Origin of the sequence: Labedaea rhizosphaerae, from assembly GCF_004362825.1 — a bacterium.
In the GTDB taxonomy this organism is placed as follows: Bacteria; Actinomycetota; Actinomycetes; order Mycobacteriales; family Pseudonocardiaceae; genus Labedaea; species Labedaea rhizosphaerae.
This window is the reverse complement of sequence record NZ_SNXZ01000001.1, coordinates 926632-951777: the sequence shown is the minus strand read 5'-3', so window position 1 is coordinate 951777 and position 25146 is coordinate 926632. Positions and strand designations below refer to the sequence as shown.

The following is a 25146-nucleotide window of genomic DNA, read 5'->3' as shown; positions in this document are numbered from 1 at the left end:
TCGCCGCCGGCCCCCGCGCTGACGGTCGATCCCATGGCGCCTGGCCCGGCGGCACTGTCCGGCCCCGCCCCGTTGTCCGGCCATGCACCGCTGCCGGAGTCCGCGCCGGTGCCTGGTCCTGCGCGTCTGGCTGGGCCAATTCCGATGCCGGTGCCTGACCCTGTGCTGGGCTCTGCTTCGCGGCCGAGTCCCGTGCCTGTGGCGAGTTCTGCGCCGCTGTCCGGTCCCGCGTCACTGTCCGGCCCTGCACTGCTGCCAGAGTCCACGCCGGTGCCTGGTCCCGCGCGGCCGGCCGGGCCAACCCCGCTGCCGGTGCTTGACCCGGCGCCAGGCTCTGCTTCGCGGCCGAGCTCCATGCCTGTCGCGAGTTCCGAGTGGTCGTGCGCTCCCGTACCGCCACCGAGCCCCGCGTCGGTGCCGGGTTCCGGCCCCGGGCCAGCACTGGGCTCAGCGCCGCCGCCGAGCTCAATGCCTGTGACGAGTCCGGCCTCGCTGTCAGGCCCGCCTTCGGTGCCGGGCCGCATGCCGGGGACGGGTCGTGACTCGTGGCGAGGTCCCGCGCCGGTGTCGGGTGGCGCAGGTCCAGGACCTGTCGGTGCGGCGGGCGGGCCATCTGCGCCCCTGCCCGAATTGTCGAGCGCTGGTCCGGCAGTTCGGGGTGTTGGGCCTGTTTCCGGACCCGCCATGCTTGGTGGCGGGCGGACGGGCGCGGTTCTCGGGATGTTGAGTGGCGGCGATGCGCCCTTGCCGATGGTCGTCAACGGCTCGCCAATGCCGGCGCCAGCCCCAACTCCGGTACCAGCGCGGACACCGCCGTCGGCGCCCGCGCCGGTGCCGATGACCGAGCCAACGTCAGCATCAGCCCCGATGCCGATGCCGATGCCGATGCCGATGCCGATGGCAGGCCCAGCCTCAGCTCCAATGCCAGCGCTGGTGCCGCCATGGTCGCCGAGGTCTGCACCGATGGCCAGGTCAACATCGGCGCCCCACCCAGCCGCGGCTGGGTCGGCACCTGCGCCAGCGACGGCGCCTGGGGCAGCGTTCGCGCCAGGGCCGGGCGAGCCGGCGGCAACTGCACTTGGGGCCGCGCCTGCATTGGTGCCCGTGCTGGTGCCCAACGGCATGCCTGCGCCCGCACCGGTGTCAGCGGCCGGGTCGGTTGGAGCGGGCAATGGTGTTGCTGTTCCTGCGGTTGCGGTGGCGCCGCCGGGGGTTCGGGTTGGGCGCCCTCAGGACGGCAAGGTCGACAGCTCCGGCGACGACGAGGTCACCGTTGTGCGGCCGCGGGCGGCAGCGGTCTTGCCGGTTGATTCGCGGCGGCGGTTGGTTGCGACGCTGCGGATCGGGCAGGTTGCTTGTTGGCAGGCCGCCATCGCCCTGGTGGGTCTCGCGGTGGGGCGCCCCGCCGTTGTCGCTGCGCCTGCGGGTGCTTGTGCGGCGGGATTGCTCGCGCTCACCACGATTCGAGTCCGCAATCAGTGGTTGTTCCAGTGGGCCGGACGCTACCTGCGGTTCCAGCTTCGCGAACGAAAGCGCTTCCTGCCCAGGGAAGGCCACTCACGCGCCTTGTTGCACCTGTTCGCCAAGGACGCAGCGCTCACCGGCATCCAGCTGGGCGACACCGACGTCGCCGTCATCTCGCGGACTTGTGGGGCTACGGCGGTCCTGCGGCCGCAGCTGGCGGACGCCGATCCGATCGTCGCGTTGCCGCGGCCGTCGGCGTTGTTGCCAAGCGGGGACGAAGCCAATGCCGTGGGGGTGCAGGTGATCTTCCACGGGATCTCCGGGAACCGCTCCTATCCGCGGGCTTGGCTTGCGGTGCAAGCAATCCGCACCCCCGAACTGTACGAAGAGGACCAGATCACGCAGTCGCTGCGGCATTCCGCGCAGCGGGTGCTGCGGGCCCTGGGCAAGCGGGACGTCGAGGTCGCGGGGCTCGGCGACGCCAAGATGCTCAGCACCATCGCCTCGCTTGCGCACGTCAGCGGCGGGCGCTCGGATGTCGAGGAGCAGTGGCGGTGCTGGTTCTGCGGGCCGGTCGCCCAGGTGACCTTCCGGCTCGGTGGCTGGACCGACCTGCGCGACGAGGCGGCCGCTCGCGTCCTTCGCGCATTGCTGACGGCCCAGACCGGGGCAGTGCTGACCGTCTCCGTCGGCGCGGGCTCGGTGGACGGTGAAGTCGGGCACGAGACGGCGGTGGTCCGGATCGCGGCCCAGAGCGTTCAACAACTGGAAGCGGCGGCCGCGGCGCTCGTGCGGTTGGGCAACGACCACGACGTGCGGTTCGACCGGATGGACGGTGAGCACGCCGAAGGGGTCGCGGCTTCGCTGCCGCTGGGCGTGGTGAGTTAGGACCGCGCGAACGCGGCCTTGATCGCGGCTTGGCCGGCGCCGGTCGCGAGCAGGTGGCGCAACAGGATGCGTGCCTTCAGCAGGTCCAGGTAGCCGGCGGGGATCAGGCCGCGCGCCACCAGGTCGCGTTCGGAGCCGGGGAAGCCGTACGTCGTGGTGAGCACCGGACCCGCGCCCGTGCGGGACGCGAGGACCACCGGGATCCGGGCGGCGAGGTGGTCCAGCGTGGACAGCAAGCGCTGGGGCACGTGACCGACGCCCATCGCCGCGACCACCAGGCCGTCACAGCGGTCGGCGGCGGCCAGCAGGGTGCCGTCGTCGTCGAGGGTGATGGTGGCGAGGGCGACCTTGGGGTGGGTGGTGGCCCGGGGGAGAACCAGGCGGTGCGCCGGTCGGTTCACCAGGTGAAAGCCGCCCTCGACCAAGTAGCCGAGCGGGCCGCCGTTGGGCGAGCGGAACGTGGCCACGCTGGTGCTGTGCGTCTTGCGCACCCGCGCCGCCGCGTGGACTTCGTCGGCCAGGACGACCACGCAGCCCAGCCCGCGGGCGGCCGGGTCGGCCGCCACCCGCACGGCGGCGAGCAGGTTCGCCGGGCCGTCGGCGCCTGCGAGGCTCGGGTTGCGCATGGCCCCGGTGACCACGAGCGGCCGGTCGTCGGCGTGGGTGAGGTCCAGTTGGTAGGCCGTCTCCTCGATGGTGTCCGTGCCCTGCGTGATCACCACACCGTCGGCGTCGTGCGCCGCGATCGCGTCGGCCAGCTCCGCCAGGTCGGCGAACGTGAGCGAGGCACCGGGCAACTGCCGGAACTCGACGACCGCCAGCTCGATGCCGCTCTCGGCGAGGCCCGGCACCGCCGCGACCAGCTGCCCGGCGGACAGGGCGGGGACCGCGCCGCCGTGCTCGCCCGCCGTCATCGCGATCGTGCCGCCGAGCCCGAACACCGCCACCTTGGTCACGGAAGCCACCTTGGCACGGGTCCATGCCCGATGCACAGAACTAGACCAATCCTCTTCACAGCCGGCGGAAGTGTCGACTAGGGGCCCGGTCCGCCTGGACCGAACGGCGTAGCTACGGGCCCATTCGAACCCATTTCACCTGTATTCGCGGGGCCGAACGGGTTATCCGTGGGGAGCTCCCGACGTTCGTTGGTGTTGCACCGGACTGAACCACTACATGGTGAACAAGTCCCACTGGGTGCACGGCCTGGCACGCAGAGTGCGGTTCCAGGTTCTGATCAGGAGGATGTTGATGGCTCCCCGCAAAACCCTCATCGGGCTGGCCGGCGCCGCTTCCGCCGCGGCACTGGCCTTCGCCACGATGTCGACGTCCGCAGGCGCCGCCCCGGACGCACAGAGCATGGCGCAGCTGCAGCACACGGCCATCGCCCAAGCCAAGACGGTGTCGGCCGGCATCGGCATCGACTCCGGCGGTGTCTGGCTCGACCACGGCAAGGCCGTGGTGAACGTGACCAACGCGGCCGACGCGCAGGCCGTGACGGCCGCCGGGCTGACCCCGAAGACGGTCAAGTACAGCTTCGCCACCCTGACCGCCGCCAAGAACTCGCTGGACAGCGTGAAGAACGTCCCGCAGACCGCGTGGGGCATCGACACCCGGAGCAACCAGGTCGTCGTGTCGATCTACGACTCGGCCAGCGACGCCACCAAGGCCAAGGTGAAGGCGGCCGCGACGAAGCTGGGCGACAAGGCCCGCATCGAGTACAAGACCGGCAAGCTCGAGCTGTACATCGCCGACGGCGACGCCATCCAGAACGAGCAGGGTCGCTGCTCGCTCGGCTTCAACGTCACCCGTGGCGGCGAGCCGTTCATGCTGACCGCGGGCCACTGCACCAACCTCGGTGGCACCTGGGCCGGCGGTGACGTCTCCGGCGCACAGGTCGTCGAGAGCGACTGCCCCGGCGCCGACTCCGGCCTGCTGACCCGGCCCAACGGCAGCGGCCCCGGCCAGATCAACACCGGCCAGGCGATCACCAGCGCCGGCGAGCCCACTGTGGGTGAGCAGATGGAGAAGCAGGGCTCCACCACAGGTGGCGGCAGCGGCGAGATCACCTCGGTCGACCAGTCGGTGAACTTCGACGTGGGCGTGCTCAACCACGAGTTCGGCACCACGGCGCACACCGACCACGGCGACTCCGGTGGTCCGGCCTACGACGGCTCGACCGGCCTGGGCACCCTGTCCGGCGGCGACACCGTCACGAGCTACTTCTACCCGCTGACGCTGGAACTGTCGGCCTACGGTCTTTCCCTGGCCTGATCTCACTATTCAATTAGGAGTTCGGCCAACGGCGGCTCCTTCGTGGTTGGTCCGGTGCCGCCCGCCAAGAGAATCGGCGGGCGGCACCGGCACGTGTGTGTTCGGTTGCTGGGCAAGGGTTCAACGTCGGTGTCACCCGCCAGAACGATCGGCGGGCGACACCGAACCGTCTACAGTGGACTTTCGGTTATCAGCTGGTCGTGGCGGGTGGTTGTTCCTCGGGTTGGGGTTGGCGGTAGCGGGTCAGCAGTTCGCCCGCCGAGTCGCCCAGTTCGCGGCCCGGCACGTCCGGATCGCAACCGACGTGCGGCAGGCGCGCGCGGATCGCGGTCGGGCTGCGTTTCAGCGACTCGGCGAGCTCGCGGATCAACGGCGTGGCCGGTGATCGGGGCGACGCCGCGAGCCAGGCCGCTCGTACCTCCTCGTCCTGTTCGGCTGTCCATGGTTGGTAGGCGTTCGCGGGGCGTGCGGCCGCTCCCCGGGAATCGAGCCGGGTGACCGCGTCGAGGGCCTGTTTCAGCAATCTGGCCACAGGCGTCATGCCGCCCGGCGGCATGGACAACTCGCCCTCGGCGAGCACCTTGCCGTCGTCGGTCGCGCCGGCCAGGTACAGGGCCAGGCGCTCCTCGCTGCTCAGTGCCTTGACGGTCACCACGTAGTTGATCCCGGCGGCCTTGGTTTCGCCCCGGTAGTCGATGTGAAATCCCATGCCGGTGACTGTAGGTGCGGGGTACGACACTTTTCGTCACAGCGCTGGAAGGCGAGAGTTCGGCGCCCGCCGAAGCGTCGGCGTTCTACCGTTCAGGCATGGGTACGGACTTCGCGGCGGTGGCCAGGTTGCTGGCCACACCCGCGCGCTCGGCCGTGGTCGACGCGCTGATGTCGGGCCGGCACCTCGCCGCCGGGGAGCTGGCCCGGATCGCGGGGGTGCGGCCCTCGACCATCAGTGAGCACCTCGCGGCGCTGGTCGACGGCGGACTGCTGTCCGTGGTCAACGCGGGCAGGCACCGTTACTACACGCTGGCGGGCCAGGACGTGGCCGCCGCGTTGGAGGCGTTCGCCCGGATCTGCCCGAGCACACCGGTGCGCTCGCTGCGTGAGTCGGTCGGTGCGAAGTCCTTGCGGGTGGCGCGAACCTGCTACGACCACGTCGCCGGTGCCCTGGGGGTGGCGATGTTCGACGGCATGGTGGCGCAGAGCTGGCTGGACGAGGACTGCAAGCTGGCCGACGTCGGCGAGCGCAGGCTGGGCGAACTGGGGGTGGACGTCGCGGCGTGCCGCCAGTCGCGGCGGCAGTTCGCCCGGCCGTGCCTGGACTGGACGCAGCGGCGCATGCACCTGGCCGGCGCGTTGGGTGCGGCCATCACCCAGAACATGCAGGACCGCGGCTGGGTGGAGGCGGGCCGGACGGGGCGGGCGCTGCGGATCACGGACCAGGGCGCCGACGGGCTCGGCGAGTGGTTCCGGGTCGATATCAGGTCACTGTAAAGCGGCGAGCGCCGAAGCCAGTTCGGTGTGCCATTCGCGCCGGTGTGCGGGTGCGCTCGAGCCGGGCGTCGCGCCGAGCGGCATCAACGCGTCGCCGACCCGGTAGGTGACCCGGTACGCGAGCACCTGGGTCGCCGTGCGGATCCACGCGTCGGTGTCGGCGGCCGGCGCGGTCGGACCGAGCGACGTGGTGAACCACAACGGCAGCATCGCGCCCTTGCCGACCGCGGTGGTGATGCGCTCGCGCAACAGGTCGAGCAGCGCCTCGGCCGCGCGTGCCCCGTCGGCGATCACCGGTTCGTACTCCGCGCGCAGCAACTTGTCCTCGGCCAGCGCCCGGCGGGCGCGCTCGGCCGGTTCCTGGCGTTTCTCCCGCCGGTGCACCGCGTCGGTGCGCAACGCGAAGGCTTCGCGGAACTCCTCGGCCGCGGCTTGGTGTTCCTTGTCGTCGTAACTGGTCACGGACAGGATCGCGCTGGCCTGCAAGGCATCCGCGGTGCGCTGGTCGCACTCGGCCGAGACCTTCTCGTAGTCGACGATGGCGGCGTGCAGTTCGCCGCGTTCGCCGTCGGAGAGCAGTTGGCCGGACCGCACACGCGCCAGTTCCGCGGCTTCGGCCAGGGACGTGGCCTCGCTGCCCACGTCGTCGAGGTCGAACTCGGCGACCGACCCGCTCGAGCGCAGCTGGCGCTCCAGCCAGTCCACCCGGTCGGTCAGCCGGGCGACCAGCTTCGTCAGCTCCGCGACCTGCCCGTCGAGGTCGCCGACGTCGTCGCTGAGCTCCGCACGCACCTTGAGCGTGAAGCTCTCCAGGTCCTCCAGGTCGGCCCGGAGCTGCTGGACCTCCGAGTCGACCGGCGGCAGTGGTTCACCCATAGGACGCATCGAGGCCTCCTGCCGACGGCGCTGCGGGGTGCCGCCGGTACAGGTCGATGCCGCACCGCACGGCGACGGCGGTCCCGGCGAGCACGAGGCCGCCCACGAACCAGTTCACCATCACCATCGACAGCAGCACACCCGCGCCGCCCGCGGCTGTCGCGCCGGCCATGCCGTACGCCCGCGACCGGCGCACGATGTCGTCCGGCGCCTTGCCTTCACCCCTGGTCAGCGCCATCCACGCACCGACGGCGGCCATGGGCAGCAAGAAGATCAGCCACCACATGTCGATCATGTGCGGCAGGGCGAGGGCCGAGATCCCCAGGCTGATGACGAAGACGGCGAGCCCGCACCGACGCACGATCGACGCGGTGCCCGACCGGGCCGCGCGGTCGCGCCGGCCGGGGATGCCTTCCTCGAAGTCGACCAGTTCCTTGGTCGCGTGCAGCACGTCGGCCAGCGCGCTCTGGTATTCCGGGCGCCCGGGTTCGGCCGCGTCGAACCGCCTGCGGTGCTCACGCACGCGCTCGCACAAGACCTCGACCTGTTGCTCGTCGTCCATGACCTGCCGTCCTCACGGTCGGTGAGTCGAGCTCACCACCTGTCAGCATGCCCTGATCCGGCCGAGTTGTCCTCTCGACCCGCCGATTCGGCCCTCTGTCCACAGTGGACCTGACATACTCCTGGCATGGTTCTCCGGACGGCCCTGCTCGTCGCCGTGCTCCTCGCCGGCGGCGCCGCGGCCCCGGAACCCGACGTCAACGGCCCGGCCAACCAGGCCTTCGTCGACCCAGTGGCCACCAAGGAGCTGACGGGCCAGGTCAAGGCCGAGCTCGAGGCCGTCCTGTCCTACACCTGGTCGGACCCGGATTCCTGGCGCCGAGCCGTGCAGACCTACACGACCGGCAACGCGAAACGCCAGCTGCAGGGCCGGCTCGACACCACGCTGCCGGCCATCACCCAGCAGCAGGCCACCGCGGCGACGACGGTGGTCGCCCTCGGCGTGCGCGACCAACGCGCTGACCACGCGGAGCTGCTGGCGTTCCTGAACACCAACGCCACCACCCAAGGCCGGTCGACGGCGATCACGCCCAGCAGCATCGTCGTCAGTGCCCAGCGTGGCGCCCAGGGCTGGCAGCTCAGCGATCTGCAGGTGCGGCGATGACCCGTACCAAGGCAATGCTCCTCGCGGCGGGCGCCGCGGTCCTGCTGGTGGTCGCTGTGGTTCTCGCCGTCGTCAGCCCGGCCAAGACGGTCGCGGGTACGCCGATCGCCGTGGTCGTGAACCCGGTGGTCGCCGCGCGCGACGGCGCGGTCGCGGGGGCCAGCACCGCGGCGCCGGCGTTGACCACGGCGGACGCCGCCGACCCGGAGGGCACCGTCGACCGGATGACCCGGGTCGCGACCGGTCCGCTGCTGGCGAACCTGCGCACCCAGCGCGCGCACTGGGTGTCGCAGATCCGGCAGTCCGGGATGACGGCCACAGGCGAGGTGCTGGAGGTCGCGCCGAGCGCGGTCGACCCGGCGGCGGGGACGGCGACGGTGCTCGTCCTGGTCGAGGTGACCACCTCGGTGGACAGCTCGCCGCGGCAGCAACGGATGATCCTGGACATGAGCCGGACACCGCAGGGCTGGAAGGCCGCCGCGGTGTCCGCTGCTCCGGTCGGTTAACCGATGTCGCGGCGCCGGAAGCCTGCAAAAGCGCCGGCGAACACGACGACCGCGATCCCGGTGAGCCACAGCAACGGCGTCGCGGTGAACGCGGCCGCGGGCAGCTTCGGCACGTGCGAGAACGGCGACACGTCCAGCACGGCCTGGCTCACCTGCAGGATCGGGCCGAACAACGTGATCAGCAGGAACACGGTGAGCACGGCCCACGACAGCCCGGTCAGGTTCGGCAGCAGGCCGAACAGCAGCGCCGCGAGCGCCGCCATCACCAGCACGGCGGGCAGTTGCGCGAGCGTCGCGCCGAGCACGCGCGGCACCTGCGTGCCCACGTCGTGGATGCGCAGACCGTACGTGAGCCCGGTGCCCAGACCCACGGCCGCGAGCAGCACGGCCGGGCCGAGGATGGCGAACGCGAGGTGGCTCGCCGCCCAGCGACCACGCGTGACCTTGGTGGCCAGCAACGGTTCCAGCAGCAGGGCCGACTCCTCGGCCCGCATCCGCAACGTCGCCTGCACCGCGTAGACGCCCGCGGTCAGCCCGTAGATCCCGCCGAGCGCGCCGATGTAGGCGTCGACGATCCCTTGTGCGCCACCCATCCGCTCGAACATCACGCGGGTCTGCTCGCTCGAGCCGACCAGGTCGCCGATGCCCGTGGCGATCGCGCCGAACACGCCGCCGATCACCAGCATCGCCAGCGTCCAACCGATCAATGGGCCGCGGTGCAGCCGCCACGCCAGCGCGAACGGGGAGCGCAGGCCTGCCGCCGCGGTCGCCGGTCCGGGTCGCGGCGGGACGAGACCCGCGCCGACGTCGCGGCGTGGCTGCAGCTGGAACGCGACGGCGACCAGCAGCCCGGCGAGCACCAACGGCAGCAGCAGCACCCAGAACCGCTCGCCCGCGAACGGGCGGGACAGCTCGATCCAGCCGATCGGGCTGAGCCAGGACGCCCACTGCGCGGACGGGCTGGAGTCACCCACGGCGCGCAACAGGAACAGCACGCCGATCACCGCGCAGGACACGCCGTTCGCGGTGCGCGAGTAGGTGAACACCTGCGCCGCGATCGCCGCGACACCGGTGAACACGAGCCCGCACGCGGCAACGCCGGCCCCGAGCGCGAGCGAACCGGTGGCGGACAGTCCCGACCCCGCCATGGCCAGGACCTGCACCAGCCCGATGAGGATCGACGCGCCCCCGCTCACCAGCACGGCCGCGGTGAGCGACGCGTTGCGGCCGAGGACGCCGGCCGACAGCAGTTCCAGCCGTCCGGTGTCCTCTTCGGACCTCGTGTGCCGCATGACGGTGAACGTGGCCATCAGGCCGATGAACACGCCGAGGAACACGCCGTAGCGCCACGCGGTGAAGCCGCCCGCCGTGGTCAGGTCGTACGCCTTGCCGTAGAGCACGGCGACGGCCGGGTTGTTCCCGCCCACGGCGAGCGAGGCGCGGTCCTTGGCCTCGGGGTAGAGCTGGTCGTACGCACCCGCGGTGCTCGCGGGCACCAGGCCGAGCACGACGACCCACACCGGCAGCATGATCCGGTCGCGGCGAAGCGCGAGCCGCACCAAGGTCCGGGTACCGGTCAGGGAGTTCACCGCGACACCGCCGCCGTGTGCTTGCCGTTGGGTGCGAGCTCGTCGGCGTAGTGGCGCAGGAACAGCTCTTCCAGCGTCGGCGGCTGGCTGGTGAGGCTGCGCACCCCGGTGCGCGCCAGCGCCTGCAGCACGGCGTCGAGCTTGTCACTGTCCACTTCGAACTTGACCCGGTCGCCCTCGGCCTTGAGGTCGTGCACGCCCGGCAGGTCGGCGAGCCCGTTCGGGGCGCCGGCGAGCTCAGCGGTGATGCTCGTGCGGGTGAGGTGGCGCAGCTCGGAGAGCGTGCCGGACTCCACCGTCCGGCCGTCGCGGATGATGCTCACGCGATCGCACAGCGCCTCGACCTCGGCCAGGATGTGGCTGGACAGCAGCACGGTGCGGCCCCGCTCGCGTTCCTCGTTGATGCACTCCTGGAACACGGCCTCCATCACCGGGTCGAGCCCGGAGGTCGGCTCGTCGAGCAGCAGCAGTTCCACGTCCGAGGCGAGCGCGGCGACCAGGGCGACCTTCTGCCGGTTGCCCTTGGAATAGGTCCGGCCCTTCTTGGTCGGGTCGAGTTCGAACCGCTCGAGCAAGTCGGCCCTGCGCTTGGCGTCCAGTCCGCCGCGCAGCCGGCCGAGCAGGTCGATGACCTCGCCGCCGGACAGCGTCGGCCACAGGGCCACGTCGCCGGGCACGTACGCGAGCCGGCGGTGCAGCGCGGCGACGTCGTGCCAGGGGTTGCCGTCGAGCAGCGTCACGTCGCCGGAGTCGGCGCGCAGCAGGCCCAGCAGCACCCGGATGGTGGTCGACTTGCCCGCGCCGTTCGGGCCGAGGAAGCCGTGCACCTCCCCGGTACGCACCGTCAGGTCCAGCCCGTCGAGCGCGCGGGTCCGGCCGAAGGTCTTGACCAGGCCGGACACGGATATTGCGGTTGTCATGGAGGTGAAGTTACACTGGTTTCACAAAGTTGTGAAGTTAGAAAAATCCATGAACCGGGTAGGGTCGCTCGATCGGTGGAGAGGATGTGAGGGTGAGCCAGAACGGTGGTGCGGCACGGGATCCGGACGCGGTGGCCCGGTTCGTGGAGGAGTTCGCCCTCCTGCTGAACGAGTCGGGGATACCGCGCATGCCCGCCCGGACGCTGGCCGCGCTCATGGTCGACGACCGCGGCAGGCTCACCGCGGCCCAGCTGGCCGAGCAACTCGGCGTCAGCCCGGCCGCGATCTCCGGCGCCGTGCGCTACCTCATGCAGGTCCAGTTGATCGTGCGCAAGCGCGAACCCGGCGACAAGCGCGACCACTACAGCCTGCTCGACGACCCCTGGTACGAGGCGATCATGAGCCGGGACAAGGAACTCGTGCGCTGGCAGAGCATGCTGGAAGAGGGTGCGAGGGCGGCCGGTGTGGACACCTCGGCCGGCCGGCGCCTCAGCCAGGCGCGCCGGTTCTTCGCGTTCGTGCACGCCGAGCTGCCCGGCCTGATGGACCGTTGGCGCGCCCAGGAACAGCGCGGTTAAGCCCGTTCGGCGCCGCGGGCGAGCTTCCCGGCCAGCGCCTTGATCAACTGCTGCACGCCGACGTGCAGCGCGGCTCCGGTGCCCGGCACCAGTTCGGTGAACCGCACCGTCCACTCGATGTCCGTGCCCCCGTCCGGGCGCTTGGTGAGCAACACCTCGCCGACGTAGGACTTGATCGGCCCGCGGCTGCGGAGCACGTATTCGTGGCGCCGCCCTGGCTCGGCGGCGGTGGTCTCCTCACGCACCCAGACCGGCCACAGACCGACCTTGCGGATCGCGCCCACGCCCGCGGGTTCCGGTGTCCCCTTGCGCGCCCACTCGGACTTCGGGGCCAGCGCACCGGCCCACGTCGTCCACTTCTCGGCGTTGCTGACCAGCTCGTACACCGTGTCCGGGTCGGCCGAGCTGCGCTCGGTGGCGTGCGCGGTGTACTCCCGGCGCGGCATCTGGCCTCCAGTCGATCGACGGCTCCCCGCCCATCGTGGCACGGCGCGTAACGTCTCCCGCGCACCACACACGCACCGGGTTCCTTGGGAGTCATGGAATGACGAGCATGACGACGGTCGACGACCTCGCCGACGAGCTGTTCGAGCTGAAGATGACCGCGTCGCCGCTGGAGGCGACGATGCTCGGCGTGCCGGGCCGCGACCACCTGCTCGACGACCCGTCGCTGGCGACCGAGGAGGCGGTCGCCGCGCGGGCGCGCGACATCGCCACCCGCGCGGGCGCGCTGGAACCCGCGATCGCCGAGGAGCGCGTGACCGCGGCGGTGGTCGCGCAGCAGGCGACCGCGTTGGCCGAAATGCTCGGCACCCGGCAGGCCGAGTACACGATCGCGGACATCTTCGTCTCGCCGATCGCGGGCCTGCTCACCGTGCTGCCCCTGATCCCGCTGCCCGACGCCGAGCGCGCGGACGCGTACCTGCAGCGGCTGGGCCGCGTCCCGGACTACGTGGACGCGGTGGCCGAACGCAACCGTGCCGGGGTCGCCGCCGGCCGCCTGCCGATCGCGCACCACGTGCGGGCCACCATTGCCTACCTCGACCGGCTGCTCGCCGTCGACGTCGCCGCGGATCCGTTGTGCGGCCAGGAAGCGCCGCTGGCGGCCGCGGGGTTCGACGCCGAGCGGGAGCGCCTGGTCGCCGAGGTCGTCCGGCCCGCGCTCGCCGGGTACCGCAGGGTGCTCGCCGACGAGATCGCCGACCACGGCCGAAGCGAGGACCAGGCCGGGATCTGCTGGCTGCCCGGCGGCGAGGAGGACTACGCCGCGCTCGTGCGCGTGCACACCACGACCGACCGCGACCCGCAGGAGCTGCACGAGACGGGCTTGCGGATCATCGACGAACTCGCCGGGGATTACGCGGAGCTGGGCTCGCGGGTGCTCGGCACCAGCGACCTCGGGGAGATCTTCGCGAAGCTGCGCGAGGACCCGGCCATGCGCTGGCACGACGCCGACGAACTGCTCGGCGAGGCGCGCACCGCGATCGAGCGGGCCGAGCGCGTGTCGCCGAGCTGGTTCGGCCGGCTGCCCGCGCAGCGCTGCAAGGTCGCCGCCGTGCCGGAGAGCGAGGCGCCGGGCGCCCCGGCCGCGTACTACATGCAGCCCGCGATGGACGGCAGCCGCCCGGGTACCTACTACGCCAACACCCATGGCGTCGAGCAGCGGTTCCGCTACCAGAGCCAGGCCATGGCGTTCCACGAAGGCGTGCCGGGCCACCACTTCCAGCTCAGCCTCGCGCTCGAGCTCGAGGACCTGCCGATGATCCGCAAGACGGCGGCGGTCAACGCGTTCATCGAAGGCTGGGGTCTGTACTCCGAGCGCCTGGCCGACGAGATGGGCCTCTACACCGACGACACGGCGCGGCTCGGCATGCTCGCGCTCGACTCGATGCGCGCGTGCCGGCTCGTGGTGGACACGGGGATGCACGCGTTGCGGTGGTCGCGGCAGCAGGCCATCGACTACATGCGGGCGAACGCGCCGATGGCGGAGCTGGAGATCGTCGCCGAGGTCGACCGGTACCTGTCCTACCCGGGGCAGGCACTGTCCTACATGGTCGGACGGCTGGAACTGCAGCGGATCCGCGCCGCCGCCGAGGCGGAACTGGGCGACCGGTTCGACATCAAGGGTTTCCACGACGTCGTGCTCGGCGGCGGCGCGCTCCCGTTGAGCGTGCTGGAGACGGTGGTTCAGGGCTGGGCCAAGGCCCAGCCCTGAACGATCAGTGGTTGTACTGGAACCAGGGCTGGGTCCAGCCCAGGTAGTGCGCACCCCACTTGCTCTCGATCTCCGAGATCGTGGTCTTGGTGTAGGTGCCGTTGCCGTGGATGTCGTTGGACACGAACGTGCCGCCACCGATGGAGATCATCACGTGGCCGGCCGACGAGGTGCTGAAGAATGCCAGTCCGCCCGCCGGGACCGAGCGGTCACCCGCGTGCTTGTAGCTGCTGGGCACCGCGTTCCAGTGCGCGATCGCGGTGACCGAGCCGCTGGCCGGGAAGCCGTACGCGAGCCCGACGATGTGGTCGCAACGGTTGTAGTAGTCGGAGTTGTAGCTCGTCGAGATGTGGTTGTTCGCCCACGTCACCGCCTGCGCGCAGGTGTGCGGGTCGCCGAGGCCGGACGTGCTGCACGCCGTGGTGCCGGTGCTGCACGCGGGCGCGACGGTGCCGTCGGATCCGGTGTAGACGTAGGTGTCGGTGATGTAGCCGGTGCTGATCTTGTCCCAGATGTCGCTGGTGCCGTACTTGCCGGTGACGGTGTCGCCGTGGGTCTGGCAGGTGATGGTGACCGTGGCGCCGTTGGCTACCGAACCGGTCACGCTCGACGACGTGTACGGACCGGAGTGGACGTTGACCGACGCCCCGGAGTCGGTGTGCACGGTGCCGGTCGCCGCGGCCGCGCTCCCGGTGAAGACCGTGAGCAGGGCCAGCGCGGCGCCGGAGGCCAGGACCGCGACCCTGGTTGGCAGTGCGCGAATGGACATTATGGACATAATGCTGCCTTTCGCTGATCGTGAGCCGGGACGATCCAGCGATCAGCGTGACGGCATCTAACGATGAGAACAAGAAGCGGGAAAAAATTTAACCGAGTGGCCTACGGCCTGCCCCGCCGGTGACACCGGCAGGGCAAAGCCGTGGAACCGTCAGTGGTTGTACTGGAACCAGGGCTGGGCCCAGCCGAGGTAGTGGGCGCCCCACTTGCTCTCGATCTCGCCGATGGTGGTCTTGGTGTACGTGCCGTTGCCGTGGATGTCGTTGGACACGAACGTGCCGCCACCGATGGAGATCATCACGTGCCCCGCGGACGAGGTGCTGAAGAACGCGAGACCACCCGCGGGCACCGAGCGGTCACCGGCGTGCTTCTTGCTGCTCGGGATCGCCTGCCAGTGCGCGTAAGCCGTGACCGAGCCGCTGGCCGGGAAGCCGTACGCGAGGCCGACGATGTGATCGCAGCGCCGGTAGTAGTCCGAGTGGTAGCTCGTGGTGATGTGGTTCTTGGCCCACGTGACGGCCTGCGCGCAGGTGTGCGGGTCGCCGGTGCCGGACGTGCTGCAGCCGGTCGACGTGCTGCCGCACGCGGGGGCGACCGTGCCGTCGGATCCGGTGTAGACGTAGGTGTCCGAGATGTAACCGCCGGAACTGATCTTGTCCCAGATGTCGCTGGTGCCGTACTTGCCGGTCACGGTGTCACCGTGGGTCTGGCAGGTGATGGTGACCGTCGCGCCGTTGGCCTTCGAGCCGACGATGCTCGCGCTGGTGTGCGGGGCGGAGCGCACGTTGACCGCCGCGCCCGAGCTGGTGTGCACGGTGCCGGTCGCCGCGGCCGCGCTGCCGGCCAGGAAGGTGAGCGAGGCGGCCGCGGTGCCCGCGGCGAGGATGGCGATCTTCACCGGTAAGCGACGGACGGGGAGAACCCTCATGGTGTTGCCTTTCCGCTGATCTTGGGCAAGAGACGACCCCAGGTGCGGCGCTCGGTTCGCGCGCGCATTCCGTTGTGGGGCTTGAGGAGTCAGTGGTTGTACTGGAACCAGGGCTGGGCCCAGCCCAGGTAGCTCGCGCCCCACTTGCTCTCGATCTCGCCGATGGTCGTCTTGGTGTAGGTGCCGTTGCCGTGGATGTCGTTGGAGACGAACTCGCCGCTGCCGATGGAGATCATCACGTGGCCGGAGGACGAGGTGCTGAAGAACGCGAGGCCGCCGGCGGGCACCGAGCGGTCGCCTGCGTGCTTGAAGCTGCCGGGGATCGCCCGCCAGTGCGCGATCGCGGTGACCGAACCGCTGTGCGGGAACCCGTAGGCGAGCCCGACGATGTGGTCGCACGCGTTGTAGTACTCGGCGTGGTAGGTCGTGGTGATGTGGTTCTTGGCCCACGTCACGGCCTGGGCGCACGTGTGCGGGTCGCCGGTACCGGCGATGCTGCAGGCGTCGGTGAGTGGGGTGACCTCCGCGCCCGTGGCGGCGGAAGACGTGCCGGCGAATGCGGTGACCAGGGCCAACGCGGCGCCGGCGGTCAGAGCTGCGACCTTGACCGGGAGGGGGCGTGCGGACGGTAGGGACATGCGTGCTGCTGCCTTTCCGCTGAATCGTGGTCAGGGACGATCCACCGGGGAGCCTGCCGCATTGATCACCAGAAAAGAACCACATCGAGAAAAAATCCAACAGGATTGGTCGCTTTAGCGAACCTTCACCGTGCTGAGGATCTGTTGGATGACTCCATCCGGCGCACACGGCGGGTCCGAAGGGCCGCCTTCGAGGTCGTTCACCGCGGCGAGCACGCCGACCCCTCGGTCGAGCTTCACGGCCAGCACGAGGACTTCGGCGGAACTGGCGTCGCAGTCCGGGTTTTCCGGGTCGATGCTCAACTTGGCCGTCACCAGAACGGCTTCGTGCCCGTCGACCTGGCGCTGCTGCGGGGTGCCGGTCTCGATGCGCGGTTCGCCGTACCAGTGCTTGGCCAGCGCGTCGGCGTAGTCGCCGGCCAGCGCGCCGAGGTCGGTCTGGTCACCGGTGGGCGCCTTGCCGCTGGCCACGAAACCGCGGGTGTAGCGGCCTTGCGGGCATTGGTAGGTGCCGAACTCCGCGACCCCGCCCCACTGCTCGCCGCGCCCGGTGGACCGGGGCTTCGAGCTGTTCGCCCAGTCCTGCGGCACGGAGTAGGTGAGCCCGGACGACGAGGCGCCCGCGACCGGGTGCCAGCGCTCGGTGTGCGACGGCGGTGGCGTCGAGGAAGTCGCGGGCGTGGTGCTGGCCGAGGTGGTTGGCGGCACGGCCGACGTCCGGGGCGCCCCGGTGGGTTGCCCGGCCTGGCCGCCGCCGCGGTTGGTCGCCACGATGAGCACGACCGCGGCGACGACGAGCACGATCGCCGCGATGCTCCCGCCGACCACGAGGGTCTGGGCGCGCGATCGACGTGGTGGTGGCGGTGCCGGCAGTTGCCCGGAAGCGGGGAGGTGTCCGGTCGGCGACAGCACGTCGGCCGGGTACTCGCTCGTGGGCGGGTGCGACCCGGTGCCGCCGACGACGGTGTCGTCGTTCTCGTCCGGGGAATCGCTCACGGATCAACGATAGCCAGGCCGCGCGGCCTGGCGGACGTCCTGACAACTGTTGCTCTAATTGCCCATGCAACAAGCAATGCGCCCATTTGGAGTAACGATTGTCCTTTTGTGGACCCCGTTCGGGCAGTGATCGCTTCGCTCGGTAGAGTCCGCGCCACAATTCGGTTTCCCGTGTGCACCGCAGGGTGACGGTCACTGTGGACGCCGCTCACTAGCTCCGAGGAGAGTCATGGGACGTCGCAGCATTGCCCGTGTGGGCGCAGCGGTTCTCACCGGCTCGGTCGCGCTGCTCGTCGCGGCACTGCCGGCTTACGCTGACACCCCCGCACACGGCACGTACCAGCCAGGTGGTGAGGACGGGTACTCCGTCAAGATGCAGGGCGAGAACGAAGCGCTGCAGACCTCGCTGATCAAGCTGAAGCTCGACGACGGCACCGTCCTGCAGACCTACTGCGTGCAGATCGACGTCAACCTGGACCGGCAGCACGGGATGACCGAGAAGCCGTGGGACAGCTACCCGGACAAGAACCTGCCGTTCAACCAGAACCGGGCCAAGATCAACTGGGTGCTGCACAACAGCTACCCGGCCGCCCACAACGGCGACCTCGCGGCGATCGCCGGGGACACCGCCATCCAGTTCCACGACGGTCTCGACGCCCGTGAGGCGATCACCGCCACGCAGGCCGCCATCTGGCACTTCAGCGACGGCAAGGACATGGTGGCCCCGAACCAGGGTGACGCCGATGACCAGGCCGACATCGTCGCGCTGTACCAGTACCTGACCGGCCCGAAGAACGTCGGCATCGAGGAGAACGAGAACCCCTCGCTGGCCCTCACGCCGGACTCGATCAAGGGCAAGTCGGGCGACAAGCTCGGCCCGTTCACCATCAAGACCAACGGCACGATCAAGGAGCTCACGAGCGAGCTGCCGGAAGGCGTGAAGATCACCGACGCCGACGGCAAGGCGATCGCCTCCGGCACCCTGAAGAACGGCAGCAAGGTCTACCTGAGCGTGCCCGCGGATGCCGCCGCCGGTTCGGCCACGCTGACCGTGAAGGCCAACGCGCACTTCGACACCGGCCGCCTGTTCGTCGGTGACAACTACGCGGAGAAGCCGAGCCAGACCCTGATCGTGGCCACCGGTACGGACACCGAGCTCGAGGCCTCGGCCAACGCCAGCTGGACCGTCGCGCCGAAGACCACGACCACCACCCCGCCGGCCCCGCAGGGCAGCAACGGTGGCGGCCTGGCCAACACCGGTGCGTCGATCTTCGTGCCCGTCCTGGTGGGCGTGGTCCTGGTCGGTGCGGGCGTCGGCGCCCTGCTGTTCCAGCGCCGCCGTCGCGCCTAGCAACACCTGATCCGACAAAGAGGGCCGGCTCGCAAATGCGAGCCGGCCCTCTTTGTTGTTTTCAGTACTTTCGGCCCTTGTGCTTTCGAGGTTTTCCACAGGCACCCAGTTGTCCACAGATTCACCCACAGCCGGTTTGAACCCCCCAGAAATCGATAGACTGGACCTCGGGGAGCCCCCGGGACGGGTGGGGTCTGCTTACGCGCGCGAGACAACAAGACGTAGCCCAAGCCCTCCCCACCAATCCCAGCCCAACCACCCGGCCCACCACCCAGCCCATGCCCACCTTCCAACCGGGCGTGTCCCACACTCCCGCCGGGTGTGTCCCCCGCTCCGACCGGGTGTGTCCCTCGTTCCGACCGGGTGTGTCCCTCGTTCCGACCGGGTGTGTCCCTCGTTCCAGCTGGGTGTGTCCCTCGTTCCAGCTGGGTGTGTCCCTCGTCCCCGTCGGGTGTGTCCCTCGGTCCGGCTGGGCGTGTCCCACACTTCGGCCGCGCCCGTCCCAGCTCCGCCGCGAGCAAGTGCGACAGGCGGCCGAAGTCCCTTACCGTGCACAACATGACCACGGTCCGGACGGAACCGCAGGCGCCGCACTGGCTCGTCCAGTTGCTGCGCCCGGCGCCCGCTCCGGTCCCGTGGAAGCGGGTCGCCCGCGCCACCGCCGGCATCGCGGGGCCGGTCGCCGCGGGGATGGCGGCCGGGCGGCTGGACCTCGGCGTGCTCGCGTCCATCGGCGGTCTCTGCGCCACGCTCGCCGACACCGACGGCCCCTACTGGTACCGCACCCGCCGCATCGGCTACGTGATCACGGCCGGTGCCCTCGGCTTCTTCACCGGCACGGCCACCGGCAGCACCGCGTGGCTCTCCGGCGCGATGGTCGTGGTGGTCGCGGTCCTCTCGGCCTTGATCAGCGTCAACGGCGACATCGCCTCCCGTGCGGGCCTGCAGCTCCTCGTCTTCACCGTGGTCGGCTCGGCGCAGACCGCACCGCCGCTGACCGCGCTCGGCTGCTTCGCCGCGGGCGCCGCGTTCGCGATGCTCCTCGCCATCGGCGCCTGGCCGGTCCGAGCCACCGCGCCGGAACGCACGGCCATCGCGAACGTCTACGACGCCCTCGCCGACATGCTGCGCGGCACCGGAACCCCGGCCGCCCGCCCGGCTCGGCTCCGCGCGACCGCGGCCATCAACGTCGCCTACGACCGGCTGCTCGACGCCCGTTCCCGCCTTTCGGGCCGGAACCAGGCCTACCGCAACCTGCTCACCCTGCTCACCGCGACGACCCCGCTCATCGAGGCGAGCGTGGCCACCGTCGCGGCACGCGACCGGCCGGACGACACCCTCATCAACCACATCGATGCGCTGGCCGACGCGATCCGCAAGGACGAGCCGTTCCCGCCCCTGCCCGACGCCTCGTCCGCTCTGCACGACGCCCTGCGCCGGGTGCACGACCGCGACGACGACGCCCGCGGCACGACGCCGAGCAAGGAGAAGGCGACGGTCGGCGAACGTCTGCGCCGGCTCGCGGACACCACCATCACCGGCCCACAGACGTGGTTGTTCGTACTTCGGCTGACCGTCTGCGTCACGCTCGCCGAGCTCGTCGGCATCGTGCTCTCCCTCGACCACGCCAACTGGGTCGCGCTGACCGTCGCCATCGTGCTCAAGCCCGACTTCGGTTCGGTGTTCGGCCGGGCGGTGCTGCGCGCGGGCGGGACGGCCGTCGGCGTGGTGCTCGGCGCGGGACTGCTCGCGCTCGCCCCGCACGGCTGGCTGCTGGTGATCGTGATGGCGGTGGTCGCGGCGATGCTGCCGGTCGGCCAGGTGCGCAACTACGGCATGTTCTCCACGTTCGTCACGCCGCTGGTGATCGTGCAGCTCGACCTCGCCAACTCGGGCAGCTTCACCCTCGTGGTCGCGCGTCTGGTGGACACGGCGGTCGGCTGCCTGATCGTCGTCGTGTTCGGCTACCTGCTCTGGCCGGGCAGCCGCAAGGCCGACGTCGGCGACCAGCTCGCCCGCACCTGCGACACCGTCGGCACGTACCTCGACCGCGCTCTCTCCGGCGCCCCGCAAGGCCGTTCGGCGTTGCGCCGCAAGGCATACCGCGAGCTCTCGGACCTGCGCACGGTGTTCCAGCGCGCGATCGTCGAGCCGTCGAAGGCGGGGCGGACGGCCTCGGCGTGGTGGCCGCTGATCGTGTTCCTGGAACGCATGACCGACGCGGTCACCGAGGTCGCGGTGCAGATCGAACGCGGCGCGCCGCCACCCGACCAGGCCGACGTCACGCTGCTGTCCGCCGGGGTCACCGAGGCTGCCGCCGCCCTGCGTGAGGGTCGCAAACCCGCCAAGCTGGAGTTGCCCGCGACCGACCAGCTCGAGGCCGTCACCAGGGAACTGGACGGGGTGTTGCGCACGCTGCGCGGGCCTGCGGCGACGCGACCGAGACGGACTTGGCGCGTCGGCGGATTGCTGCCGAGGCGCCGTGGCGCGCAACCCGGTTCCGCTGGGTAGCGTGGGCGCACCCGGTCGACATCGACAGTGGGAACGCGAGTCCGGCTTGGGTACCCTGCTCAGGGCCGCCGGACGTGGGAGTGCGAAGGAGCACCATGGGAATCGACTTCAACGAGTTGAAGAACAAGGCGGCCGACCTGGTCGAGAAGCACGGCGAGCAGATCGAACAGGGCGTCGAGAAGGCCGGCGACTTCGCCAAGAAGCGGTTCGGGCACGACGAGCAGGTGGACAAGGTCGTGGACAAGATCCAGGACGCCATCCCGGACAAGGACAAGCCGACCGACCAGGGCGGCACCGCGTGACCGTGCCCCACGACGGCACAGCCGAGCGAGCTGGGGCCGAGCGGGCCCCGGCCCGCTCGGCCACCACGCGCCACCCGGTGATCATCACCTGGCAGGGGGCCAGCCCGCCGAGCATGGAGTCGGTGCGGCTGCTGGTCGCCGCCGACCGCATGCGCGCCTCCGGCCGGATGATCACGGCGGCCGACCCCGAGCGCGGCACCGAGGCGTTCAGCGCGTCCTTCGAGGCGTCGGTCGACAAGGCCGACCCGTCGGGACGGCTGCTGCTGCGCACCGCGACCGTCACCGAGGAGCGCCAGATCTCGCTGAGCCGCTCCGAGGACGGTTTCTGGCTGTGCGACACCGGCGGGGGCACCAACCGCAACGAGTTCGGTGGCGCCATCGACGTGGACGTGGCGGGCGCGGTGACGTTCAACGCGCTGCCCATCCGCCGCTTCGGCCTGCACCGCACGCCGGGTGAGCAGACCCTGCCGGTGGTCTTCATCAGCCTGCCCGACCTGGCCATCACGGTGGTCGAGCAGACCTACCGCACGGTCTCGATCGGCGAGCGCGAGTCGGTCATCGCCTTGCAGCGCGGCGACAACGTCACCGAGCTGACGGTCGACGCCGACGGCATGGTCCTCGACTACCCGGGTGTCTCCCGCCGGGTCTAGACGGTGAAGGAGAGGACGGTCGACGCGTAGAGCGTCTCCGCGTCCACGCCGACCGCACGCACCTCGATGATGTGCGGGCCCGCCCCGAACTGGTTGGTGGTCAACGGCAGCCGCCACTGACCGCCCACCCCTGGACCGTCCACAGTGGTCGGGAACGCGGCGATCTTGCGGCCGTCCAGGCGGATCTCGATGCCGCCGAGCCCGGCCACCTCGCCCGCGATCCGTTGCGCGGCCGAGCCGTTCAGGTGCACGTCCACGAGCACCCGCCCCGGCACCGCGGTCGCCCCCTCGGGGATCGGCTGACCGGTCGCACCGAGCATCTGCGCCTCCGCGCGCGCGACGGCCGGGCGCGGGCGCGGCAGCGGCGGGTCCTTCGGCGCCGCGACCGGCGGGGGTGTCACGCCCGGTGCCGCGTACAGCTCGATCTCGCTGAACTCGACCCGGGTGGCCAGCCCCTTCTGCTGCACGTTGCTGCTCACCCCCACGTCGAGCACCTGCGGGTCACCGCTGAGGACCAGCGCTTCCTTGGGGATCAACGCCACCACCGGGTACCGCACGCCACGCTTCAACGGTTGCCCGCGCACGGCCGGGGTGGCGAGCACGCGCTTGCCGCCGACGTCCACGCTCAGCGTGCCGTCCAGGCTCTTGATCGACTGGTCGGCCTGCGGCAGCAGCGACATCCGCAGCTGGGCAGCCTGCACGTCCTGGATCATCGTGCCCGCGGGGGCGGGCGCGAGCACCATGCCGGTCTGCTGCACGGTGCGGCTGGTGCGCACGGTCGGCGCCGCCAGCGCGACCGGCGGCGCGGTCGGCGCGCCCGTGAACCCGATCACCGCGACGCCCGCGCGGAAGCCGCCCGATGGCCCCACGAAGCCGAACAACGCGGTCGCCTGCTGCCACGCCGGGGTCACGTCCCCGCCGCCGACGAGCACGCCGTTGCGCAGCACGCTGATGTTGTCCTTGCCGATCGACACCTGCCAGCGCACGTTCTCGCCGATCCGCGGCGTCGGCAGCGGCGCGATCTTCGACACCACGTGCCCGTTGCGGTGCACGTTGGGCGCGGTCAGCACCTGCACGGTGGTCACGGGCTTGGGCTGGCTGCGGTCGTCGGGCTTCGACGTGATCAGCACGCGGATGGTGCCCGGTGGCAGCGCCGGGTCCGCCTGCGCGACGCCCGGCTTGTCCGGCTTCGGCGGCCCGGACGGCGACCCGTCGATCAGGTCCGCCGACCCGGGCACCAGGTCGATCATCAGCTGCCCGGCCTCGCTCGGCGAGTCCGTGTCGATCACCACGCTGCCCACGCCGCCGGCCAGCTTGAACGGGGCCCGGGCGCGCAACGCCACCGACGCGCTGCCGCAGTTCGCGCTGATCACCAGCCGTTTGGTGTCCGACCCGTCGCCCCTGGTCGCCCGCCCGCACGCGCCGGGACTGGCGAAGCGCCAGTTCGTCGGGTCGGGCACGGCCTGCCCGTCGAACCGGTCGACGAACGTGTAGGCCGTCGGGTCGGGCTGCGTGCCCGGCGTCCCCGACACCGCGACGGGCGCGGACCGCTGGCCGAACATGTCGACGTTGCGGATCTCGATGCCGTAGGTCACCCCGTCGTCCAGCCCGTCGAGCTGGACCTGCGGCTCGGCCACCAGCCGGGTGCTGTTCAGCGCGCCCGGCCGTCCCCACCGCACCTCGTAGCCGGCGACGGTCGTCGGTGCGGGGGAGGCATCCCAGCGGGCCAGCAGCCGGTGCGGGCCGGGCGTGACCACGACCGGGCCGGGGCGGGGTGGCTTCGGCCCGGGTTCGGGCAGCACGACACCTTCGGCGGCGTACTTCGACACCGACGTCTGCGCCGGCCGCGGGGGCGGCTGGCTGGTCCCCGGCGTTTCGGGGCTGCGCAACGCGATGATCGCGCCGCCGAGCACAGCGAGTCCGGCGACGGCGAGCCCGGCTTTGCGTAAGAGGGGACCTCGATCCACGCCGCAACGGTAGGGCTCGGTCAGTTCGGTCTCACAGATCGTTGTCGACCCGAGACCTCGGGATTTCCGCCAGTGCGGTGTTCTCGGCCAACCGGACGACGCGGCCGCCCTGCGCGCCGACCGACTGCAGCGCGTCGTGCACGTCCGGCGCCGTGAGGTCGACGGTCACGGCGAGCCACTCGCTCTGCTGCTGCCCGATCAGCGCCAGCCGGCCGCGGTGCCCGGCGTCCAGCGTGGCCTTGAGCGACCCGGTGGACGCGAGCGCGCCGCGGGCCGCGCCGAGCCGGCCCAGCGCGTCGTCGAGGGCCGGCAGCAGTGCGGGCGCGTTGCCCTCGCACATGGCCCGCACGAGTTCCGGGCGTGACCCGGCCACCCGCGTGCCGTCGCGGAACGAGCCCGCCGCGAGCGCCAGCGGCAGCGGGCCGACGTCGGCGCCCACCGCGGCCAGCACCGCGGCCAGCACGTGCGGCAGGTGCGAGATCCGCGCGACGGCGTCGTCGTGCTCGTACGCCGTCGTCGGCACCACGTGCGCGCCGCAGTCCAGCGCCAGCTCGGCGGCGATCCGCCACGCGGCCAGGTCGGTCTTCTCGTCGGCGGTGACCACCCACGCCGCACCGTGGAAGAGCTCGGCCGACCCGGCGGCCCAGCCCGACTCGCTGCGCCCGGCCATCGGGTGCCCACCGGCGAAGGTGAGGCTCGGCGCCAGCCGCTCGACCGCGTCCAGCACCGGCCCCTTCACGCTGATCACGTCCGTGACCGGGCAGTTCGGTGCCATCACGACGATCCGGCGCAGCACGCTGGCCAGCGAGGGCAACGGAACCGCGATGACGACGAGCGCGTCCCGTTGCGCGGCAAGGGTCAGCGCGGCGTCCACATCGGACTCGACCAGGAAGCCGTCGGCGCGGGCCACCGCGGCGTCCTGCCCGGACTCCGTGTAGCCCCACACATCGCGGCCCGCGGCTCTGGCCGCACGCAGCACGGAGCCGCCGATGAGACCGAGCCCGATCACGCAAACAGGGAGCACGCGCACATCCTCCACCACGGCCGCGACTGTGTCGATCAGTCC

At 71.1% G+C, this 25146-nt stretch carries 24 protein-coding genes; 11 read left to right on the top strand and 13 right to left on the bottom strand.

Features of this window, described 5'->3' with window-relative positions; genetic code table 11:
* Nucleotides 1-1482 precede the first annotated feature (1482 nt).
* Complete coding sequence (locus tag EV186_RS04255; protein ID WP_133847739.1) at nt 1483-2352, top strand: hypothetical protein; 870 nt, start codon at nt 1483-1485, stop codon at nt 2350-2352.
* On the opposite strand, the gene EV186_RS04250 is transcribed toward EV186_RS04255, so the two are convergent.
* Nucleotides 2349-3308, bottom strand: coding sequence for an asparaginase (locus EV186_RS04250; RefSeq protein WP_243753808.1), 960 nt, complete (start codon nt 3306-3308; stop codon nt 2349-2351). The genes EV186_RS04255 and EV186_RS04250 overlap by 4 nt on opposite strands.
* A gap of 292 nt (nt 3309-3600) precedes the next feature.
* Between EV186_RS04250 and EV186_RS04245 the strand changes: the two genes are divergently transcribed.
* The gene (locus EV186_RS04245; protein ID WP_133847738.1) at nt 3601-4623 is read left to right on the top strand and encodes a S1 family peptidase; all 1023 of its coding nucleotides are present in this window, start codon (nt 3601-3603) and stop codon (nt 4621-4623) included.
* A 190-nt stretch (nt 4624-4813) separates the two neighbouring features.
* Here EV186_RS04245 and EV186_RS04240 read toward each other — a convergent pair whose 3' ends face one another.
* Nucleotides 4814-5332 carry a hypothetical protein gene (locus tag EV186_RS04240; RefSeq protein ID WP_133847737.1) on the bottom strand — a complete coding sequence of 173 codons (519 nt, stop codon included), beginning with the start codon at nt 5330-5332 and terminating at the stop codon, nt 4814-4816.
* 98 nt (nt 5333-5430) lie between these two features.
* Between EV186_RS04240 and EV186_RS04235 the strand changes: the two genes are divergently transcribed.
* On the top strand, nt 5431-6111 hold the full coding sequence (locus EV186_RS04235; RefSeq protein WP_133847736.1) for an ArsR/SmtB family transcription factor: 681 nt from the start codon (nt 5431-5433) through the stop codon (nt 6109-6111).
* On the opposite strand, the gene EV186_RS04230 is transcribed toward EV186_RS04235, so the two are convergent.
* Nucleotides 6103-6987 (bottom strand): hypothetical protein, encoded by an 885-nt coding sequence (locus EV186_RS04230; RefSeq protein ID WP_133847735.1) that lies wholly within the window; start codon nt 6985-6987, stop codon nt 6103-6105. The two genes, EV186_RS04235 and EV186_RS04230, sit on opposite strands and share 9 nt — an antisense overlap.
* Nucleotides 6980-7549, bottom strand: a complete 570-nt coding sequence (locus EV186_RS04225) for a hypothetical protein (protein ID WP_133847734.1) — start codon at nt 7547-7549, stop codon at nt 6980-6982. Before EV186_RS04225 ends, EV186_RS04230 begins: the two co-directional genes overlap by 8 nt.
* 126 nt (nt 7550-7675) lie before the next feature.
* Between EV186_RS04225 and EV186_RS04220 the strand changes: the two genes are divergently transcribed.
* Entirely contained in the window at nt 7676-8152 is a 477-nt protein-coding gene (locus EV186_RS04220; RefSeq protein ID WP_133847733.1) for a hypothetical protein, read from the top strand.
* Nucleotides 8149-8658, top strand: coding sequence for a hypothetical protein (locus tag EV186_RS04215; RefSeq protein WP_133847732.1), 510 nt, complete (start codon nt 8149-8151; stop codon nt 8656-8658). The genes EV186_RS04220 and EV186_RS04215 overlap by 4 nt, the downstream gene beginning before the upstream one ends.
* On the opposite strand, the gene EV186_RS04210 is transcribed toward EV186_RS04215, so the two are convergent.
* Nucleotides 8655-10247 (bottom strand): ABC transporter permease, encoded by a 1593-nt coding sequence (locus EV186_RS04210; protein WP_133847731.1) that lies wholly within the window; start codon nt 10245-10247, stop codon nt 8655-8657. The two genes, EV186_RS04215 and EV186_RS04210, sit on opposite strands and share 4 nt — an antisense overlap.
* Nucleotides 10244-11167: an ABC transporter ATP-binding protein gene (locus EV186_RS04205; protein ID WP_133847730.1), complete on the bottom strand. Its 924-nt coding sequence runs from the start codon at nt 11165-11167 to the stop codon at nt 10244-10246. The genes EV186_RS04210 and EV186_RS04205 overlap by 4 nt, the downstream gene beginning before the upstream one ends.
* 92 nt (nt 11168-11259) lie before the next feature.
* Here EV186_RS04205 and EV186_RS04200 point away from each other — a divergent pair, with 92 nt between their 5' ends.
* Nucleotides 11260-11745 (top strand): GbsR/MarR family transcriptional regulator, encoded by a 486-nt coding sequence (locus EV186_RS04200; protein ID WP_243753807.1) that lies wholly within the window; start codon nt 11260-11262, stop codon nt 11743-11745.
* On the opposite strand, the gene EV186_RS04195 is transcribed toward EV186_RS04200, so the two are convergent.
* Nucleotides 11742-12191: an SRPBCC family protein gene (locus EV186_RS04195; protein WP_133847729.1), complete on the bottom strand. Its 450-nt coding sequence runs from the start codon at nt 12189-12191 to the stop codon at nt 11742-11744. The two genes, EV186_RS04200 and EV186_RS04195, sit on opposite strands and share 4 nt — an antisense overlap.
* A 107-nt stretch (nt 12192-12298) precedes the next feature.
* On the opposite strand from EV186_RS04195, the gene EV186_RS04190 reads away from it, so the two are divergent.
* Complete coding sequence (locus EV186_RS04190) at nt 12299-13960, top strand: DUF885 domain-containing protein (protein ID WP_133848756.1); 1662 nt, start codon at nt 12299-12301, stop codon at nt 13958-13960.
* A gap of 4 nt (nt 13961-13964) precedes the next feature.
* Here EV186_RS04190 and EV186_RS04185 read toward each other — a convergent pair whose 3' ends face one another.
* The 4 genes from EV186_RS04185 to EV186_RS04170 all read right to left on the bottom strand — a co-directional run bounded on the left by EV186_RS04185 (nt 13965) and on the right by EV186_RS04170 (nt 17299).
* Nucleotides 13965-14729 carry an SH3 domain-containing protein gene (locus tag EV186_RS04185; RefSeq protein ID WP_133847728.1) on the bottom strand — a complete coding sequence of 255 codons (765 nt, stop codon included), beginning with the start codon at nt 14727-14729 and terminating at the stop codon, nt 13965-13967.
* 159 nt (nt 14730-14888) lie between these two features.
* Complete coding sequence (locus EV186_RS04180; protein ID WP_133847727.1) at nt 14889-15665, bottom strand: SH3 domain-containing protein; 777 nt, start codon at nt 15663-15665, stop codon at nt 14889-14891.
* A gap of 89 nt (nt 15666-15754) precedes the next feature.
* Nucleotides 15755-16303 (bottom strand): hypothetical protein, encoded by a 549-nt coding sequence (locus EV186_RS04175; protein WP_133847726.1) that lies wholly within the window; start codon nt 16301-16303, stop codon nt 15755-15757.
* A 114-nt stretch (nt 16304-16417) separates the two neighbouring features.
* Nucleotides 16418-17299 (bottom strand): DUF8017 domain-containing protein, encoded by an 882-nt coding sequence (locus tag EV186_RS04170; RefSeq protein ID WP_133847725.1) that lies wholly within the window; start codon nt 17297-17299, stop codon nt 16418-16420.
* 253 nt (nt 17300-17552) lie between these two features.
* Here EV186_RS04170 and EV186_RS04165 point away from each other — a divergent pair, with 253 nt between their 5' ends.
* From EV186_RS04165 to EV186_RS04150, 4 genes are all read left to right on the top strand, one after another.
* On the top strand, nt 17553-18650 hold the full coding sequence (locus EV186_RS04165) for a thioester domain-containing protein (protein ID WP_166659010.1): 1098 nt from the start codon (nt 17553-17555) through the stop codon (nt 18648-18650).
* A 558-nt stretch (nt 18651-19208) separates the two neighbouring features.
* Nucleotides 19209-21161: an FUSC family protein gene (locus EV186_RS04160; protein WP_133847724.1), complete on the top strand. Its 1953-nt coding sequence runs from the start codon at nt 19209-19211 to the stop codon at nt 21159-21161.
* A gap of 95 nt (nt 21162-21256) precedes the next feature.
* Nucleotides 21257-21463: an antitoxin gene (locus EV186_RS04155; protein WP_133847723.1), complete on the top strand. Its 207-nt coding sequence runs from the start codon at nt 21257-21259 to the stop codon at nt 21461-21463.
* Nucleotides 21460-22113, top strand: a complete 654-nt coding sequence (locus EV186_RS04150) for a putative glycolipid-binding domain-containing protein (protein WP_243753806.1) — start codon at nt 21460-21462, stop codon at nt 22111-22113. Before EV186_RS04155 ends, EV186_RS04150 begins: the two co-directional genes overlap by 4 nt.
* Here EV186_RS04150 and EV186_RS04145 read toward each other — a convergent pair.
* Both EV186_RS04145 and EV186_RS04140 read right to left on the bottom strand, forming a co-directional pair.
* Entirely contained in the window at nt 22110-24080 is a 1971-nt protein-coding gene (locus EV186_RS04145; RefSeq protein ID WP_133847722.1) for a hypothetical protein, read from the bottom strand. The genes EV186_RS04150 and EV186_RS04145 overlap by 4 nt on opposite strands.
* A gap of 31 nt (nt 24081-24111) precedes the next feature.
* Entirely contained in the window at nt 24112-25104 is a 993-nt protein-coding gene (locus tag EV186_RS04140; RefSeq protein ID WP_133848753.1) for a prephenate dehydrogenase, read from the bottom strand.
* Nucleotides 25105-25146 lie beyond the last annotated feature (42 nt).

Bases quoted from the DNA above. Each gene is read 5' to 3' on its own strand.
- EV186_RS04235 (WP_133847736.1), top strand. From the start codon at position 5,431: ATGGGTACGGACTTCGCGGCGGTGGCCAGGTTGCTGGCCACACCCGCG.
- EV186_RS04160 (WP_133847724.1), top strand. From the start codon at position 19,209: ATGACCACGGTCCGGACGGAACCGCAGGCGCCGCACTGGCTCGTCCAG.
- EV186_RS04230 (WP_133847735.1), bottom strand. From the start codon at position 6,987: ATGGGTGAACCACTGCCGCCGGTCGACTCGGAGGTCCAGCAGCTCCGG.
- EV186_RS04175 (WP_133847726.1), bottom strand. From the start codon at position 16,303: ATGTCCCTACCGTCCGCACGCCCCCTCCCGGTCAAGGTCGCAGCTCTG.
- EV186_RS04225 (WP_133847734.1), bottom strand. From the start codon at position 7,549: ATGGACGACGAGCAACAGGTCGAGGTCTTGTGCGAGCGCGTGCGTGAG.
- EV186_RS04190 (WP_133848756.1), top strand. From the start codon at position 12,299: ATGACGACGGTCGACGACCTCGCCGACGAGCTGTTCGAGCTGAAGATG.
- EV186_RS04245 (WP_133847738.1), top strand. From the start codon at position 3,601: ATGGCTCCCCGCAAAACCCTCATCGGGCTGGCCGGCGCCGCTTCCGCC.
- EV186_RS04220 (WP_133847733.1), top strand. From the start codon at position 7,676: ATGGTTCTCCGGACGGCCCTGCTCGTCGCCGTGCTCCTCGCCGGCGGC.
- EV186_RS04195 (WP_133847729.1), bottom strand. From the start codon at position 12,191: ATGCCGCGCCGGGAGTACACCGCGCACGCCACCGAGCGCAGCTCGGCC.
- EV186_RS04205 (WP_133847730.1), bottom strand. From the start codon at position 11,167: ATGACAACCGCAATATCCGTGTCCGGCCTGGTCAAGACCTTCGGCCGG.
- EV186_RS04215 (WP_133847732.1), top strand. From the start codon at position 8,149: ATGACCCGTACCAAGGCAATGCTCCTCGCGGCGGGCGCCGCGGTCCTG.
- EV186_RS04240 (WP_133847737.1), bottom strand. From the start codon at position 5,332: ATGGGATTTCACATCGACTACCGGGGCGAAACCAAGGCCGCCGGGATC.
- EV186_RS04155 (WP_133847723.1), top strand. From the start codon at position 21,257: ATGGGAATCGACTTCAACGAGTTGAAGAACAAGGCGGCCGACCTGGTC.
- EV186_RS04180 (WP_133847727.1), bottom strand. From the start codon at position 15,665: ATGAGGGTTCTCCCCGTCCGTCGCTTACCGGTGAAGATCGCCATCCTC.
- EV186_RS04185 (WP_133847728.1), bottom strand. From the start codon at position 14,729: ATGTCCATTCGCGCACTGCCAACCAGGGTCGCGGTCCTGGCCTCCGGC.